This window comes from Vibrio sp. Vb2960 (assembly GCF_033337665.1).
Classification (GTDB): Bacteria; Pseudomonadota; Gammaproteobacteria; order Enterobacterales; family Vibrionaceae; genus Vibrio; species Vibrio alginolyticus.
Window position 1 is genome coordinate 142,828 of record NZ_JAWORD010000011.1, and the last position, 16,558, is coordinate 159,385.

The window sequence follows — 16,558 nt, forward strand, 5'->3', positions numbered from 1 at the left end:
AGTCGAATGAGAATACTGATCCCGTTATTGCTTCTATGTGTCTCAATGCCCTCTTGGGCACAGCGCCAATTTGATATTGAAGTGATCATTTTCAAGCGAGCAGTCGACGCTGAAAGCACAACAGAATCTTGGCCGAATCAACTGCCAAAAATCGATATGGAAAATGTCGGTAGCCTAGAGAGTGAATCCTACCGCCGCTCTAAAGGCGTGACACTTTTGCCAAGTTCTTCTTTCCGTCTCAACGCACAAGAAGCGGCACTAAATAATCATGCCGGCTTTAAAGTGCTGAAACACGTAGCCTGGCGTCAAGGTGACCGAGGTAAATCTAGCGCCCCAATTTTCCGCATCGTTGGCGGGCGAGATTTCTCTGATTCTTATCAAGCAGATGGCCGCCCAATCAATGGCAATCAAACATTTTCCAGCGACGGTTACAGTGAAGAGACGGTCAATGGTCCTTTATATGAACTAGATGGTCGATTCCAAATATACGTACAGCATTACCTCTTCGCCGAAACAACACTAGATCTGCGCGAACCAAGTGTTAGAGAGGTGCGTTTTGAACCAACCTCAACTGAGCAATTGGCGGATGACTTAGGTGAAGTAGATGGTAACGTCCAAGTCGGTAACTTGGCAGAAATATCGCCGACAGTAACCGAAGAGAAATTCCTGAAGAGTTATCGAATGGATCAAAAACGTCGTATGCGTAGCAGCGAGACTCATTACCTAGATAACCCGTTGATGGGTATGATCATTCAAGTTCGTCGGGTTCGATAAGCACGAGCGGTTCGACAAAGCGCAGCAAAGCTGCGCTTTGTTTTTATCTGCTGTACCTCAGTTATTCCTAACCAACGCAGAGCAAGGAAAATAGCTGCGTTCAAGTATAAATAGACAGCTTTCAATTTACTTACACTCAACATGGAAGTCGTATTAGTTCATGAGTCCAGACTTTGAAATCATTGCGCCCCGCTTAGCGCTCAAGCTCATCCCTGCTGAAGAAGCACATTCACTACAACGATTACTTGCAGAATCCCCTTCGCTGCACCAATGGCTTGACTGGTGTGATAAAAGCGTCACATTGAAAACCGCGCAGGACTTTCTGTTGGCAACCCGTCTTAACTGGGTCAAAACTGAGGCTTTTGGTTTCGGTATCTATGAGCGGCAAAGTAACACTTTGGTTGGAATGGCAGCGGTTAATGAGTTATATCATACGTTTAATATGGCGAGTATTGGTTACTGGGTTGCCGACCGCTATCAACGGCAAGGCTATGCCCAAGAAGCCGTTAAAGCCTTAGCAGAATTCTGCTTCGCAAAGCTAAGTTTAACTCGACTAGAGATTGTTTGTGACCCCGACAACGAAGCTAGCCAAGCCTTAATTGAGTCCGTCGGTGCACAAAAAGAAGCCATCGCCAGAAACCGGTTTATTTTTCAGGGTAAGCCTAAAGATGGCGTTGTGTTCTCACTTTTACCGACAGACCTAACATAAACAAAAAGCCACCGACTTGCGGTGGCTTCTGCATTTTTTAAGATACAACACATCCACACAGAGTGGATTTAAAACCTTAGTGCAGCTTAAGGTTTGGACGCAGCACGCGATTAATGCGGCCAACGAGCATCATCAGACCGGTTTTGAATACACCGTGCAACGCCATTAGGTGCATGCGATACAATGAGATGTAAACGACACGAGCAATACGGCCTTCTACCATCATCGACCCTTTAGTTAGGTTCCCCATCAGACTACCAACGGTTGAGAAGCGACTTAGAGACACTAATGAACCGTGATCTTTATATACATAGTCTTTCAACTCGCGCCCGTTGATCTTCGCGACGATGTTACTAAATGCCTGGCTTGCCATTTGGTGTGCAGCTTGAGCGCGTGGCGGCACGAACGAACCGTCAGACTGGGTGCATTGTGCTAAGTCACCAATAACAAAGATGTCATCATCTCGTGTTGTCTGTAGTGTGTTTTTCACTACAAGCTGATTGATACGGTTCGTTTCTAAGCCAGCGATATCTTTAATAAAGTCTGGAGCTTTGATACCCGCAGCCCAAACCATGATTTGAGCTGGGATCTTCTCACCATCTTTTGTAGTAAGGCCATCTTTTTCAGCTTTAGTCACCATAGTGGCGGTGCGCACGTTTACGCCCAACTTCACCAACTCTTGATGAGCAGCAGAAGAAATACGTGGAGGTAACGCTGGTAAAATACGCTCACCTGCTTCAATCAGATTGACGTTCAACTTGCTAGAATCAAGATCACCGAAGCCATAAGTGCGCAGCTCTTTAACAGCATTATGTAACTCAGCTGATAGTTCAACGCCAGTTGCACCAGCACCAACAATCGCAATATCGACCGTACCGTTACCGTTTTTCGCATGCAGCTTTAGGAACTCGTTGTTCATTTCTGTACGGAAACGGTGTGCTTGCTCAGGGCTGTCTAGGAAAATACAGTTTTCACGAACGCCAGGCGTGTTGAAGTCGTTTGATGTCGAGCCAATCGCCATCACTAGAATGTCGTATTCTAGCTCACGGCTTGGCATAAGAAGTTCACCGTGTTCGTCTTTAAGCTCACTTAAGATGATCACTTTACGTTCACGGTCGATGTCTTGAAGGCTACCCATTTGGAAGTCGAAGCTGTGGTTTTTTGCATGAGCTCGATAGCTCAGTGCATCTACTCCTTCGTCCAAAGAACCTGTAGCAACCTCATGCAATAATGGCTTCCACAAGTGGCTCGCTTTTCGATCGACTAGCGTAATTTGCGCACGGTTTTTGCGACCTAGAGTTCGACCAAGCTTAGTTGCCAACTCAAGACCACCTGCACCGCCGCCTACAACGATAATGCGTGTCACAATGATTTTCCTCTACAAAAATGAATATATGGGGTTCAGCTCGATGCATGACTCACAAATATTTGTGGCATCCATCCAACCGATGAATTCTTGGTTCTTAGAGGTGTCTCAATTACTTGGATTAAAAAACTGCCACTCACCTTGATGCTTTATCTATCAATGACTTGTCAGGGTTTGGCATGTTTATCTGGTACGCATACGACGCCAGAATTTTTTGGGCAAGTTTATTACTCGCTCTCAATTTTTTTTGATATTTATCAAATTATTTTAGTCCGGTTCATTATATAGAGACCAACTTTGAAGGCAACCAAAATCCGTGTAACGAGTACGGATTGACTACTTTTCGACTACTCTACAACAAGGTGTTCGTGCTACATAGGAGGGAAGTAAGAAAACGGTAAGGAGAACACAATATTCAAAGCGTTAAACCAAGAAAATGTGCCTTTCAAAGAGACAGTGGCTCGGCATACTCAAGAGAAGGAATCGCAGCAAAGCAGCCGATAAAAACGCCGCTTTACTGTCTACACTCAACATTAGTAAGTATTTTTAAATGCATTTATCGCTTGTAAATGATGAGAGATTTTTTTGAACTTATGAGACTGAGTTTCATCCCAAATGATTTGATAGTGTTTTTCTAACTCAGCTGCCGTTTTCGAATTGTCATGCACTTCATCATCTTTAGAGAGAATCACTAAGCAGTGCGCTTGATTTTTCGCCCGGAACTGATCAACACATTTTGTTGCGATATCTTCATACTCTTCTGGGCGATCGATTCGACCAGCCATCGTTTTTTCTGGGTGCAAGTTCGGGTTGAACATCACTTGCTTGATACCGCATAGAAAACCAATTCGCTCAGACCAGTAACCACCTAAACCAACCCCACAGATTAACGGGTTTGGGTCATCAGATTGATCGATAACTTTAGACACTTCTTTTAACAAGTGTTGCATGTCGTGCTTTGGGTGAAGGGTGCTGTAATTGATAAAACGAACGTCGTCGTCGATAAATTGCAGTTGAAGAACTTTTTCGTGGTTACCCGGGCTTGTACTGTCAAAGCCGTGTAAGTAAATAATCATGTGTACCTCTCCCTGTGTGTATCTGGTACTTTTATTAAAACTACCACTATTTCCTTACTGTTAAAGGGGAAAATATTACGAGTTCTCAAAACAGTGATCTTCCATACACAATGAGCCTTTCAACTCATACGCACTGTTTAAGTATTGTTCAGTTCCCCACAATTTATAGGCAAGTAGATACCAGAGCATCGCCATCACCAAGGTTCTTGGTTGCCAAGCGTGTACACCTCTCAGCCAAAGAGACACATCTTCGATACCTCGAATTTGGCAATACTGCTTTACCGCTTCTTCCACAGGCGCATTCGCGACCTGAATAGTTAAGGTCAAATCTAGCCTAGGGTCAGAAATCCCGGCATACTCCCAATCAATGACTTTCACCCCACTCTCCCCTCGCACTAGGTTGTAACACCCCAGATCGAAGTGACATAGGGCAAGCGGAACAGGTGCAACGTTCGGTTCCGTACGCCACTTCATGTACAAAGCCTCAAACTCCGTACCCACATACTGACCATCAAGCTCAAGCCAATAATGATCGATGCGAGAAATATATGAAAATGGAACCAAAGGAATTGCGCTTATCGGATATTGATGAATCTTCGCCGCAATGGATAATAAATTGCTTAGTGCTAAGCCTGACTCCGTCAGAGCCTCTCCTTCTATCCATTCCACCAGCAACCCTTGCTCATGAATAAAAACTGGCTTGGGGCCAATTTCCAATGAAGAGACTGCATTCAGCACTTGATATTCACTGTGACGAGAAATTGAAAAAGCCTTGCAGACATGACTGGTCGGTCGCCAGATGTATGCAAGGCCTTGAGAAGATTCCAACCGCCAACAACGGTTGGTGAGCCCCCCGGTAACAGTTTGTACTTTTACCGGAGGCTCCGTAAAGAAGCCATCGAGAGCGTTAAGACTCGGATCTAACTGTTTTGCTTGTTGCCAAGAAAACCATGCCATTGATGACTTCTCCACCCTGTTCGATTAAAGACCGAATAGGCTCTTAGATTGCGCTTTACGAATTTCAGTTTCATCCGCCCACTCAATCAAACCTGTTTCTAGGTCCATTAGGCGCATGGTCATCTTGTAGTATACATCTTTATCGCTACCTGCATTTTTCACAATGCTAGATAGGTTGCCGTAAAGCATGTATTGAGCACCAACCATTTTACCAAATTGGATCGCTGTGCTTTGGTTAACAAGCTCATCCGTGTTTTGGAAGTTAAGTTGTTCACGCACAGACTCAACACGATCCATATCAACAAAGCGGAACTTACCTGAGTTCAACATCTTAGTTGAGATCGTGTCGGTAATGGATTCAGTGTCAATATGTTCACTGGTTTTGTTCTTAATTCGCTCAACAAAAACGATAGGACGTTGGTCACGAGTAATTGCTGCTACAGAGCCCGACATCATCATGCTATCCACCATTTCTGCCGCGATTTTTTGTAAATCTGTTGAGCCAAAATCGATAGTCGTGGTTTCTGTTGCTTGCGCATCGCCGTAAGAGACTTTGTTAGAACAGCCACCTAAAATGACGGCAAGACCTAAAAGAGCAATAATACTTTTTTTCATGAGAGTTCCTTAGTTTTTCAATACCAGCGCATCGTTAGCGCGGCAGCTTCGGCAGAGCCGTTAAGATTAATCGTCTTGTGCTTCTCTAATTTGCACACGGAATTTTGTGCCATTTGGATTCACAGTAACTTCAGATAACGTGACTTGCTCAAATCCTCGCACAATCATTTTTCGCCACGGACCAGGTTTGGTATTCACTTCTAAACCATTGTTGTCATACCAATAAAATCGGTAAAGAATGTGCTGATCACCTTTGTAATTGCTACTCAGCTGCACGACTCCTCGTGGGCGATCATCAACGTAAGTGGTGGTGATGTTGTCAACTAATAAGCGACTACCTAAAACGTTATCATTAAAAAATACTTTTTGCGTTTGGCCATCAATTCGAATACCAGCCGTGTTTTCGGCGCATCCAACTAAACCAATAGCCATTGCTAAACAAGCAAGCCATGCTTTCATTACAGTCTCCCTAGCTGTTTATGCCACACGGTTGAGTGTGCTCCCTGACGAGATACCCATACCAATGTAGTCTGCTGTGCAGGCACTTCAAACTGATAGGTTTGATCACCCAAGTTTAAACTTTGTGTTCCCGGTTTCACGATTTTTGAAGCCGTTTTCACTTGCGCTGGCAATGTTTGCCAACTTCTCGTATCTGGCTGTTCGGTCAATGTGTTCCATACATTGAAAAGTATGTTGCCCACATCATCGCCTTTTTTCGCCGCCTCTTTTCGGATTCGATCTTTTGCCCAAACACGAAGAGCTTGACGGATCACTATTGTAGTAAGACGTTCATTAAGATCGTTTTGCGCCATCGCATTAACATCAACCAGCGTACTGGAAGATAATACCTGACCATTTAAAACAACATCGCTAAAACGTTGAGTACCTCGGTTCTGATAATAAGGAAGCGCCAACGAATAAATCGCGCCATTATCGCGACTGTCGTAAATCGGTAAATCAATACGCCACCCTTTCATCGCCTCAACAACACCCTGCTCATCAATAACGATGACTCGCCCTTGTGACTGAGTTAATCCAGAAGGTGCTTTGCCATACCGCTTCTCTAGCATGCGCAAGTCTTCACGCATGCCCAGCTTCTTAGCAGCGTATAAGGTGCTTTCCACAACTTGCTTGTTGTCTGGCATTACAGCGAGTGCTCGTCGGTAATCAACATAAGCACTGTTTAAGTCTCGCGACGCTTCATATAACAAGCCAGAAAGATAGAACAGATAACCATTTTGTACCGCGCTTAGTTTTTTACCAGCATCAGGGTAGTTCGCTAACACACTGCCTAAATTGGCAGACATGCCTTGCTTGTTAAGGTCTTTCTCTGCTGCTTTTAGCTCTTTTTCACGCGCCTTTCTTGCCGCTTCCTGAACTTGATTAGCTCGACGCACTTCAACTAGTGCTCCTTCTAAATCGTTTTTCTGTAAGTAATTTAGTCCTAGATACAGGTGCAAAAAGCCAAGTTCGTAATCGGCGGGATGATAGTCTTGGAGATTGTCGTTCACTGCGAGAGAGCCGACGCTCGTTGCCGTGTCTGACACAGATATCGTCGCTCGATCTTGTTGAACACGTACGGCACGATCGCTGCTTTCTAGCGCATTCAAACTTGTCGGGTAATCTTCAGCAAGAAAAGAGATACGACCTTTTTCAAAATTGCCAAGTATCTCGCCACCCACTTCACTTGATTGAAGTTGTTTTGCTTTGGCATATTCCCCTGCAACAACGGCTTGATAAACTTCTTGATTCTGGTTGCTGTAATGACTAAACAGATTGCCCGCAGATAAATTCGCGCAGCCAGAGGCCATTAAAGCCCAGCTCATCAGCCCTAACAGCTTTACACCTAGTTTCACATTTATCTCCACAAATGTGTCATTCGACAGGAAAAAGAAGTGGGTGAATCACCACCCACTTTTAAAAGCTTAGCTCAATACCATTGGACCTAGAGGGCGGCCGCCTAGTAGGTGCATGTGAATATGGTAAACCTCTTGGCCACCATGTGGATTACAATTAACGATCAGGCGATAGCCGTCTTCAGCAATACCTTCTTCTTTCGCTAACTTTCTAGCAACAGTGAACAAACGCCCCATCATTGCTTCATCTTCAGCTTCTACATCATTCGTTGTTGGGATCAGTTTATTCGGAATAATGAGAATATGGCTTGGTGTGCGAGGGTTAATGTCGCGAAACGCAGTCACCAAATCATCTTGATAAAGGATATCGGCAGGGATTTCCTTGCTAATAATTTTACTAAAGATCGTTTCTTCCGCCATGAGGACTCCATTTTATAAACGTAATTAGACCCCAGTTAGTATGCGCCAACCAAAAGCGGAGCTCAATAAAAACAGTGTTCACTTAACATTATTAATCAAATGCTAATTAACGAAGCTTTTTTTGTCGTGTGCGTCATAAAATGCGCGTCACAAACTGAATACAATCCAATGAATTTTGTTACTTTTTTAAGACAATTATTATTTTTATACCCAAGTAAACTCAAAAATGCTTGGGTAGCTTGTCTATTTTTGGGAGAGGAAGCTCACTTATGCGAGGTTCAGTTATTAAAAGGATGTATGCCGGCTTTGCACTGATCATCATCCTATTTGCCGTCACAATTGCCATTATGATGGGAGGAATGAGTGATATTCACGGAAAATTTGGCACGGTTTCTAAATCATCCCTACCGTTGGTATCGTTATCTAATCAAACCAGTGTTGAGCTGCTTTCTGCCGACAAATCATTTAAAGACTTCCTGACGACAGAGAATAAACAACGCATGGATGAAATGCGTCAGGAATTTGCTAGATCTCAACAACGCTTCGAATCCACATTGGCTCAACTGAAAACCGCAAGCCAAATCTACCCTTCTCTTGCCGAACCGTTTTCACAGTTAAAAACGTTAGAGCAGAGCTATTTTACAGAAGCTCTAGAGGCCATGGACAACTACGAAGCAATGTTCGCGGCTCAAGAAGAAGTGCAAAAATCCTCACGCCGCTTCCAAAAACTGAATACCGAACTTTCGGTTGGTCTTAAAGAATATGTGGCAGATCAAACCAGCATTTCTGTCAAAGTCATGGCAAAGAGCTACTTTATCAAGTTAAAAGATGCCGAAGTAATTACCTCTGATGCCCTCGCCAGTTCCAACCCTGAGTTTGTTACGCAAGCCGTAGCTAAAAACCGCAAAGCAGTAACGCACTTGAATTACGCATTCCGCGGGTTGGTGACTCAACTTCCTGAGCTAGAAAAAGCTTTTGGCGAATCTGTAGAGCAATTTACTCGTGACGTTGGTATGCGTGGCGGTGTGCTAGACCAACATAATAATTACCTCAATGCCCGCGCCGCTTTGTATAACAATATCGCCAACCTAGCAAATAAAGTGGATTCAACCATGGCGATTCTTGAGCAATTCACGACAACCGCAACAGATAAGCTCAATGAATCATTGGCAGACGCAGGTGACATATATTCGGCGGGTGTAACGAAAGCCATCATCATTGGCGTTATTGTCGTTTTACTCGCGACAGCTATTGGCTACCACATCGCACAAAGCGTTCGCGAACCGTTGACTCGTATTCTAAAAGTGTTAGAAAGCCTGACTGAAGGTGATATGACACAGCGTATCGACATTCGCTATAACAACGAATTCAGCCGTGTGAGTGGACACATTAACTCACTCGCCGACAACCTTCACGAGATCTTGGTGAAACTCAACGAAGCGTCAGAAAACCTATCGTCAACCGCGACAACCAACGAACGCACCTCTTCGCAAGCACAAATTAAATTGAGCTCTCAACGCGAACAAACGGCAAACGTCGCTACTGCGATGACTGAAATGTCTCATTCAGTGCAAGAAGTCGCGCAAAGTGCGCAAGGCTCGCTAGAAATGGTGCAACGCGTCGAATCTGCCTCTGAAGAAGGCAGAAATGTTATGAGCAGTAACATCTCAACCATTAATCAACTAGAAACACGTTTGAACGAATCGGTTTCCGCAGTTTCTGAGCTACAAAAGATGAGTGGTCAAATTGGATCTATCCTTGATGTGATCCGCAACATTGCGGAGCAAACCAACCTACTGGCATTGAACGCGGCAATTGAAGCGGCTCGCGCTGGTGAACAAGGTCGCGGCTTCGCGGTAGTGGCAGATGAAGTACGAGTACTCGCATCAAGAACGACTCAATCAACCACTGAAATTGAATCTATGATCAGTAATCTGCAATCTAGCTCACAATCGGCAAACCAAGTAATACAAAGCTGTATGAGCGATATGGAGATGTCGGTTGAGCAAGCGTCAAAAGCGAACAGCTCAATGGAAGAGATCCAGGCGCTAATCATCGAAATCAGCCAAATGAGTACGCACATTTCACAAGCAGCAGCAGAGCAAAGTGAAACATCAACAGACATTGCTCGCAGCATCGAAGATATCAACAGCATCGCCGATGAAAGTTTCCAAGCCATGTCGAATATCGCACAAACCAGTGAATCACTGACCCACTTGGCTCATCAGCAAAATGAATTGGTCCACCGATTTAAGTTATAAATACTTTATAATTAAGAGCATTAATTAGTGCAATCAACTGTATAAGGGCGACTTTTTGTTAAGTCGCCCTTGTTTTTTGTCGGCCATGTCTACATATGATTAATAAGGCCAGCTCATCCCCTTGCACAACTCTTTTCGAGCGGCCTCATAAAAAGGAAAATCTATGGCTGTTCATGTTGGTATTATCGACCAAGACCCAGTGAGATTGGTCACTCCTCTATTAGATAATCGTACGCTAAGCACACATATCGTCTTCATCGGAGACAAGAGCCAGTTAGATATATTTGACCGACTGAGTGCCGTTTTAGATCAACGAGAAATTACTTCTGAATTTTTTGAAATTCCATCCGCTGTTAATACATCTCTGATCAAACAAGCAATTCAAAAACTGGCAAAAGACCTCCATGAACGCGGCGAAGATGTAAAATTGAACGCGAGCTGTGGTCTTCGTCATCGCTTGTTGTCGGTGTACGAAGTTTTCCGTACCTATCGCTGGCCAATTTTTGTGGTAGAGCCTAGTAGCGATAAGCTTTGTTGGTTATACCCTGATGGCAAAGAAGATACCCAAGTCGAAGATCACATTACGATTGCAGATTACCTCACTATCTTTGGTGCACGCGGCGAGTTTCACCACGTTGATTTACCACCTCTTCTTGATAAAAAATTGTATGAACTTGGTGAACGATGGGCCTCAAATGCGCTTGAACTTGGGCCAGGTCTAGCAACACTTAACTACCTTGCAACCACATGCCGCAAAGAACAAAAGCTTGATGTCGAGCTCTCCGAAAAACAGCAGGGCTACCGTGAGCTCAACATGTTGCTTTCAGATTTAGTAGAAGCAGAAATCGCCACCTATGAGAATGGCGTTTTAACGTTTGCAGATGAAGATGCTCGACGCTTTTCAAACGGTGAGTGGTTAGAAACTTTGGTTCACAGCACCGTGAAGCAAATCCAAGACACCATGCCAACGATCCAAGATCGATCGTTAAATGTTCAGGTTTATCGCAAACTTGGTGAAAGTGAAGTACGCAATGAGTTAGATGTCGCAACAGTTGTAAACAACAAGCTGCACATCATCGAGTGCAAAACCAAAGGCATGAGAGATGACGGCGACGATACTTTATATAAGTTAGAATCGCTTCGCGATCTATTAGGTGGCTTACAAGCGCGCGCAATGTTGGTGAGCTTCCGTCCTCTTCGTCACAATGACATTACTCGTGCTGAAGACTTAGGGCTAGCCCTGATTGGCCCTGATGAGCTTAAAGATTTAAGAACGCACTTAACTGCTTGGTTTAAAGACGCGGGCGGTTCAGACGAGATATAGTGCCATTAAGAAAAGCTAAAATTCACAACGATAAAAAGCAGCATTAATGCTGCTTTTTTTATACCTAAATTTTAGCTGTACGCATTTCTATAACTAGAAAAAAACCAGAGGTTAGCCTCTGGTTTTTTCTGTTTGTTTAAATGCCAACTATAGGGGCTTAAAGCATTTTACGCGCTGCTTCTACAACCACTTTGATTGAACGCGCTTCCGTTTCTTTCAGAGTTGAATGATCTGGAATCTCTTTTTGTGTACGGTTGATGATAACACCTGCCACACAACCCGCTTTTAAACCAGAGCTCGCACACATTGTTAGCAGTGTTGCAGACTCCATCTCGAAGTTAAGTACGCCCATGTCTTGCCATTCTTGCATAGAGCCTTGGAAACGCTTAACAACACGACCAGAGAACGTATCGTAACGTTCTTGACCAGGGTAGAACGTGTCGCTTGATGCAGTCACACCCATGTGAACTGTAGCGCCAGACTCTTCTACCGCTGCTTTCATTGCGGTTGCTACTTCAAAGTCAGCAACTGCTGGGAATTCCATAGGAGCAAAGTGTAGGCTCGCTCCGTCAAGACGAACTGACCCCGTCGTTACGATCATGTCACCCACGTTTACATGCGGTTGAATTGCACCCGTTGTACCAACACGTAGGAAAGTACGAACACCAAGCTGTGCCAATTCCTCAACTGCGATAGAGGTAGAAGGACCACCAATACCTGTAGAACAAACCACAACAGGTTTACCGTCTAGCTCTGCACGGTATAGCGTGTATTCACGATGGCTTGCTAGAAATACTGGATTTTCCATTTGTTCTGCGATTTTTTGAACACGCGCTGGGTCACCAGGAATGATCGCTAGAGTCGCACCATTAAGATCAGCTTCAGTAACACCTAAATGGAATACAGCTTGAGACATAAGTCGCTCCTTATTGTGGCTTATTTTATGAACAATAAGCTCATTAATCAGTTATTGGGTACAGATGCACTGTAGCGAACCTTTCACCAACATAGAGTGATCACAATCACAATGATAAAATGTAATGAAAATGAAATTTCAAACAAAACTGGTATTGATCACACTTTAAGGGGCGTTAGATCATTTTGTTGCATAGCAATGCGTGATTTCAAGGACGAGAAAAACGTCTGATCGCATCAGGTTAATACGGTTAAAAAAAGCCCGATACACGAATGCCTCGGGCTATTAATGAGTGGGATCAATGGTTAGGTCAGTTATTTGATCTGCCTGGACTCAAAACGAAGTAATCTCAACGCATTCAATGTCACCAGTGCTGTTGCACCACTGTCGGCTAATACAGCAACCCACAACCCAGTAACACCAAGTAAACTTGTCACTAAGAATAAACCTTTCAAACCTAGCGCTAACGCGACATTCTGACGAATGTTACTTAGCGTCGCACGCGACAGTTCTATCATGGCAGGTAGCTCAATCAACCGGTTGTGTGTTAACGCCGCATCAGCAGTCTCGAGCGCAACATCCGTACCGCCTCCCATCGCAATGCCGATACTCGAAGCTTTCATGGCTGGAGCATCATTGATACCGTCTCCCACCATCGCAACGGTATGTTGTTGTGATAGCTTCTCGACGTAATGCACCTTGTCTGCAGGTAACAAACTCGCTTTATAATCCAAGCCTATTCTATTTGCCATTGCTTCTGCACTTCTCGGGTTGTCACCCGTTAGCATCACCGACGTGACCCCAAGTTCCTTCAACATTGCGATGGCTTGCTGGGCATCTGAGCGCAATGTATCTTGCCATGCGATCACGCCAATGACCTCGTCATCGTAACGCACAATGACAACCGTTTTACCTTGTTGTTCCAACGTAACCACTTGCTCTTTGGCTTCTTGAGAAAGTGGAAAGTCTGCCTTTGAAGGCGTGACCACTTGGACCATTTTTCCATCGACGTAACCAGTGACACCAGAGCCTACTTGCGCGGTTTTATCCAACGCTTCAGGAATAGTAAGCCCCTGCTCTTGCACTTTGGTAACTAAAGAAACCGCTAGAGGATGACTTGAACCAACCTCGATTGACGCAGTTAGGCTAAGTAACTTGTCTTCATCCATATCAAAAGCAAAGACGTCAGTCACTTCTGGTTTACCTTGCGTCAGTGTCCCAGTTTTATCAAATGCGACAGACTCAACCTTGCCAAGCAACTCAAGCGCCGCACCACCTTTGATCAATGCGCCCCGCTTAGCAGCTGCCGCCAAGCCAGAAGTGATCGCCGCCGGCGTTGAAATTACTAATGCACATGGACAAGCAATCAACAGAAGGGCGAGTCCTCGATAGATCCACGTTTCCCACGGTTGGGCAAATAGTAATGGCGGCGTAACGATAACCATCAGAGACACCAGCATCATTAGCGGCGTATACCAACGGCTAAATTTATCAAGAAAGCGTTCTAATGGTGCCTTACGAGATTCGGCTTCTTCAATCAAATGAAGAATTCGGTCTATCGCATTCTCGCCCTGACGGGAAGTCACCTGTAAGCGAACCACTTTATCGACAACCACAGCCCCGGCCATCACTTTGCCACCGGTTTGATGTTCAACGGGAACAGATTCTCCCGTTAACGCACTTTCGTCAAAACTCGCAAGCGCATCTTGCAAAACACCGTCGGCAGGCAAACGACCTCCGGGTGCGACTTCTATGATATCCCCTGGTTTAAGCTGAGCAGCTGGTACTTCTTTACGCTCTCCATCAATAATTAAAATTGAATTTTCTGGGACTAAGTCCATTAACGCCTGGACACCGCTTCGCGCGCGAGATGATGCATATGCTTCTAACTTTTCACCAATAAGGAAAAGCAATAACACCATTGCGGCTTCGGCGGTTTCACCTAAATATAAAGCGCCGAGCGCCGCTACACTCATTAACGTTTCAATCGCAAAAGGCGTACCGCTACGCGCCAACTTAAATGCTTTGAGCGCGATTGGGTATAAACCAAGTAAACACGTCAAAGTGAATAACCAAGCGCTTATTTGAGGGTCGATCTTAGAAATTACTGCCGCAGTAGCCATTGCACCAGCAATCGAGAGAATTTGGATGTTGTCTCTTATGACGCCAAGCCAGCCTTTCTTTGTAGTGCTTGGTTTTGGAGCATCCAGTGAAGAGAGCGGGAAACCCGTTTTTTGGGCTGTCTGCTCTATCGTAGCTATCAGCTCTCGACCATCAAAATCGACGACCAGTTTTTCTGTTGCAAACAAAACCTTGGCTTGGCTGACGCCTTGTAAAGACGTAATGGCTTTCTCAAGCTTTTGCGCACAAGATGGGCAATCCATACCTGACACAAGCCAAGCGTTCCGAACGGAGGAATTACTCTCCCTTGTGGGATCGTCTTCCTCGCCTGTATCTACGCTGCGGCCTCCTCCACTACAGCAAGAGCTTTCAGAAACATCAACACTGGCCTGAGAGATATTGAGCGAAGATTTTACTGGCGCACAGCATGACTCGCTTGCACCAAGCGGCACCGCAGTTTTGATTTTGCTAGATTGGCAACCTTGATGTTTTGTACACATAATTTTTTCCTTATTGGTATCGGTGATTTACCTATTGCTAAGGATAAACCTTAGAGTAAGCTCCAAGGTCAAGATAAATTTGTACAGTTCGGCGATAGAAAATAAAAAAGACGCCAAAGCGTCTTTCCAAACCAGTTTAAAAGCAATATTCCGTAAAGTTTAAACAGAGAGGTTAAACGGGATGCTTAAAGCACTCATTTAATGTCATTCCTATGGCACGCAGCACGTCTCTTCTTGTGATAACACCAACCAACTTACCTTTGCCATCCACCACTGGATACATTTTCGGCTTTCCAACTTTCATCATGTCAGCCAGTTCAATTACTGACATTTCTGGAGAAACAGATAAGACATCATCATGCATACACTCTTGTACCGTATGTGTATCTTGGCAGTGATAACTTGCTTTCACCAACTTATCTAATAAGTCTTGCTCCGATAAAAACCCAACCACTTTTTCATTTTCATCAATGACAGGGCCACCTAGTGTGACACTTTGCATTACTTTGTTTAAAGCTGCCGAAAGTGACATATCTTTCGTGAAAGTCACCGCTTGCAACGTCATGTAATCTTTTACTTTTAATGAATGCATTCTTATCTCCTTAAGGGCATTTTATTGCGGCCTTTAGATAAGTGTCGCCTAATTTCCTGATTTTACTAAATGGAAAGGAGTAATTTTATTTATAGGCACAGCCTATTGAACTAAAACAAAATTAACTCACCGAACAACATTCACTGTATTTCGTTAAACGCAAGATTCAGCCAGGCTGATTTTTCTAGGCAATAAATACAACAAAGCCAGTCAAATTGACTGGCTTTGTTATTAAGTAATTGTTGCGTTAGCTATGTTGGCGGCGCATGTTGTCTAAAATAATGCCAGTCGCCATCGCGACATTCAGTGATTCGGCACCGCCAAACGCCGGAATCGTGATTTTATCTGTCACGAATTTTGCTGCGGCTTCGCGCACACCATGAGATTCGCTGCCCATCAACAAAATACCTTCAGCAGCGAAATCCGTTTTATGAACGCTCTCTCCTTCCAAAAACGCGCCATATACTGGCAATTTGGCGTGTTCCAAGTAACTTGGCAAATCCACCAAACTCACTTGTACGCGGCCAAAGCTGCCCATGGTCGCACTGATCGTTTTAGGATTATAAGGATCAGCACAATCTGTACTCGCAATAATGTGCTTGATGCCATACCAGTCTGCAACACGAATAATCGTACCTAGATTACCAGGGTCGGATACACCATCTAGCGCAATCATCAAGCCTTTCGCTTGAGGCTCTTTTACACTCGGAATTTCAACCACAGCAATGGCCGCATTATTGCTCACAAGCGTGCTCGCTTTGGTCAATTCATCAAGCGATGCTTCAACACAATCAAAACGATTTAGCGTACCAGCATTTTGTTCGAGAAATGCCGCTGTTGCAAAAACCTGCTTCACCTTCAATGAACTACTTGCTAGCTCTAGTACGTTCTTTTCACCCTGAACTAGGAATAAGCCATGCGCTTTACGCTGTTTCTTTTGACCTAAAGCACGAAGCAGTTTTAATTGGTTTTTTGAAATCATTAAAGTATCCCAGGTGAAAATGGTTATTCGACGAGCGTACCCTAAACAATCTTCACGAAAGTTCGGTATCGAGCGGATGAGATTATAAA

Annotated in this window: 15 protein-coding genes; 4 read left to right on the forward strand and 11 right to left on the reverse strand. The window is 44.4% G+C overall.

Annotated elements, in window-relative coordinates:
• Positions 1 to 6: 6 nt before the first annotated feature.
• Positions 7 to 774 carry a peptidoglycan binding protein CsiV gene (locus R7O03_RS11665; protein ID WP_021707672.1) on the forward strand — a complete coding sequence of 256 codons (768 nt, stop codon included), beginning with the start codon at positions 7 to 9 and terminating at the stop codon, positions 772 to 774.
• Between the two features lie 160 nt (positions 775 to 934).
• Entirely contained in the window at positions 935 to 1,483 is a 549-nt protein-coding gene (locus R7O03_RS11670) for a GNAT family N-acetyltransferase (RefSeq protein WP_258664181.1), read from the forward strand.
• Positions 1,484 to 1,559: 76 nt separating this feature from the next.
• Here R7O03_RS11670 and R7O03_RS11675 read toward each other — a convergent pair whose 3' ends face one another.
• The 7 genes from R7O03_RS11675 to hinT form a co-directional block, all read right to left on the reverse strand.
• Complete coding sequence (locus R7O03_RS11675; protein WP_005378463.1) at positions 1,560 to 2,849, reverse strand: NAD(P)/FAD-dependent oxidoreductase; 1,290 nt, start codon at positions 2,847 to 2,849, stop codon at positions 1,560 to 1,562.
• 533 nt (positions 2,850 to 3,382) lie between these two features.
• Positions 3,383 to 3,925 carry an alpha/beta hydrolase YcfP gene (gene ycfP / locus R7O03_RS11680; RefSeq protein WP_285386155.1) on the reverse strand — a complete coding sequence of 181 codons (543 nt, stop codon included), beginning with the start codon at positions 3,923 to 3,925 and terminating at the stop codon, positions 3,383 to 3,385.
• Positions 3,926 to 4,000: 75 nt separating this feature from the next.
• Positions 4,001 to 4,882 (reverse strand): thiamine kinase, encoded by an 882-nt coding sequence (thiK, locus tag R7O03_RS11685; RefSeq protein WP_285386153.1) that lies wholly within the window; start codon positions 4,880 to 4,882, stop codon positions 4,001 to 4,003.
• A 24-nt stretch (positions 4,883 to 4,906) separates the two neighbouring features.
• On the reverse strand, positions 4,907 to 5,497 hold the full coding sequence (gene lpoB / locus R7O03_RS11690; protein ID WP_005378467.1) for a penicillin-binding protein activator LpoB: 591 nt from the start codon (positions 5,495 to 5,497) through the stop codon (positions 4,907 to 4,909).
• A 66-nt stretch (positions 5,498 to 5,563) separates the two neighbouring features.
• The gene (locus tag R7O03_RS11695; RefSeq protein WP_025766939.1) at positions 5,564 to 5,956 is read right to left on the reverse strand and encodes a YcfL family protein; all 393 of its coding nucleotides are present in this window, start codon (positions 5,954 to 5,956) and stop codon (positions 5,564 to 5,566) included.
• The gene (locus R7O03_RS11700) at positions 5,956 to 7,353 is read right to left on the reverse strand and encodes a hypothetical protein (protein ID WP_318131720.1); all 1,398 of its coding nucleotides are present in this window, start codon (positions 7,351 to 7,353) and stop codon (positions 5,956 to 5,958) included. Before R7O03_RS11700 ends, R7O03_RS11695 begins: the two co-directional genes overlap by 1 nt.
• Before the next feature lie 69 nt (positions 7,354 to 7,422).
• On the reverse strand, positions 7,423 to 7,773 hold the full coding sequence (gene hinT / locus R7O03_RS11705) for a purine nucleoside phosphoramidase (RefSeq protein ID WP_318131721.1): 351 nt from the start codon (positions 7,771 to 7,773) through the stop codon (positions 7,423 to 7,425).
• A 269-nt stretch (positions 7,774 to 8,042) separates the two neighbouring features.
• On the opposite strand from hinT, the gene R7O03_RS11710 reads away from it, so the two are divergent.
• Both R7O03_RS11710 and R7O03_RS11715 read left to right on the forward strand, forming a co-directional pair.
• On the forward strand, positions 8,043 to 10,034 hold the full coding sequence (locus tag R7O03_RS11710; RefSeq protein WP_005387809.1) for a methyl-accepting chemotaxis protein: 1,992 nt from the start codon (positions 8,043 to 8,045) through the stop codon (positions 10,032 to 10,034).
• Positions 10,035 to 10,197: 163 nt separating this feature from the next.
• Entirely contained in the window at positions 10,198 to 11,358 is a 1,161-nt protein-coding gene (locus tag R7O03_RS11715; RefSeq protein ID WP_005378476.1) for a DUF1887 family protein, read from the forward strand.
• A 157-nt stretch (positions 11,359 to 11,515) separates the two neighbouring features.
• Here R7O03_RS11715 and udp read toward each other — a convergent pair whose 3' ends face one another.
• The 4 genes from udp to R7O03_RS11735 form a co-directional block, all read right to left on the reverse strand.
• Positions 11,516 to 12,274 carry a uridine phosphorylase gene (gene udp, locus R7O03_RS11720; RefSeq protein WP_005378479.1) on the reverse strand — a complete coding sequence of 253 codons (759 nt, stop codon included), beginning with the start codon at positions 12,272 to 12,274 and terminating at the stop codon, positions 11,516 to 11,518.
• 314 nt (positions 12,275 to 12,588) lie between these two features.
• Positions 12,589 to 14,895, reverse strand: coding sequence for a zinc/cadmium/mercury/lead-transporting ATPase (locus R7O03_RS11725; protein WP_005389935.1), 2,307 nt, complete (start codon positions 14,893 to 14,895; stop codon positions 12,589 to 12,591).
• A 172-nt stretch (positions 14,896 to 15,067) separates the two neighbouring features.
• Positions 15,068 to 15,487 carry a CBS domain-containing protein gene (locus R7O03_RS11730; RefSeq protein WP_005378483.1) on the reverse strand — a complete coding sequence of 140 codons (420 nt, stop codon included), beginning with the start codon at positions 15,485 to 15,487 and terminating at the stop codon, positions 15,068 to 15,070.
• A 247-nt stretch (positions 15,488 to 15,734) separates the two neighbouring features.
• Entirely contained in the window at positions 15,735 to 16,469 is a 735-nt protein-coding gene (locus R7O03_RS11735) for an RNA methyltransferase (protein WP_005378485.1), read from the reverse strand.
• Positions 16,470 to 16,558 lie beyond the last annotated feature (89 nt).

Bases quoted from the DNA above. Each gene is read 5' to 3' on its own strand.
- R7O03_RS11715 (WP_005378476.1), top strand. From the start codon at position 10,198: ATGGCTGTTCATGTTGGTATTATCGACCAAGACCCAGTGAGATTGGTC.
- hinT (WP_318131721.1), bottom strand. From the start codon at position 7,773: ATGGCGGAAGAAACGATCTTTAGTAAAATTATTAGCAAGGAAATCCCT.
- R7O03_RS11695 (WP_025766939.1), bottom strand. From the start codon at position 5,956: ATGAAAGCATGGCTTGCTTGTTTAGCAATGGCTATTGGTTTAGTTGGA.
- R7O03_RS11670 (WP_258664181.1), top strand. From the start codon at position 935: ATGAGTCCAGACTTTGAAATCATTGCGCCCCGCTTAGCGCTCAAGCTC.
- thiK (WP_285386153.1), bottom strand. From the start codon at position 4,882: ATGGCATGGTTTTCTTGGCAACAAGCAAAACAGTTAGATCCGAGTCTT.
- R7O03_RS11710 (WP_005387809.1), top strand. From the start codon at position 8,043: ATGCGAGGTTCAGTTATTAAAAGGATGTATGCCGGCTTTGCACTGATC.
- ycfP (WP_285386155.1), bottom strand. From the start codon at position 3,925: ATGATTATTTACTTACACGGCTTTGACAGTACAAGCCCGGGTAACCAC.
- R7O03_RS11730 (WP_005378483.1), bottom strand. From the start codon at position 15,487: ATGCATTCATTAAAAGTAAAAGATTACATGACGTTGCAAGCGGTGACT.
- udp (WP_005378479.1), bottom strand. From the start codon at position 12,274: ATGTCTCAAGCTGTATTCCATTTAGGTGTTACTGAAGCTGATCTTAAT.
- R7O03_RS11665 (WP_021707672.1), top strand. From the start codon at position 7: ATGAGAATACTGATCCCGTTATTGCTTCTATGTGTCTCAATGCCCTCT.
- lpoB (WP_005378467.1), bottom strand. From the start codon at position 5,497: ATGAAAAAAAGTATTATTGCTCTTTTAGGTCTTGCCGTCATTTTAGGT.
- R7O03_RS11735 (WP_005378485.1), bottom strand. From the start codon at position 16,469: ATGATTTCAAAAAACCAATTAAAACTGCTTCGTGCTTTAGGTCAAAAG.
- R7O03_RS11725 (WP_005389935.1), bottom strand. From the start codon at position 14,895: ATGTGTACAAAACATCAAGGTTGCCAATCTAGCAAAATCAAAACTGCG.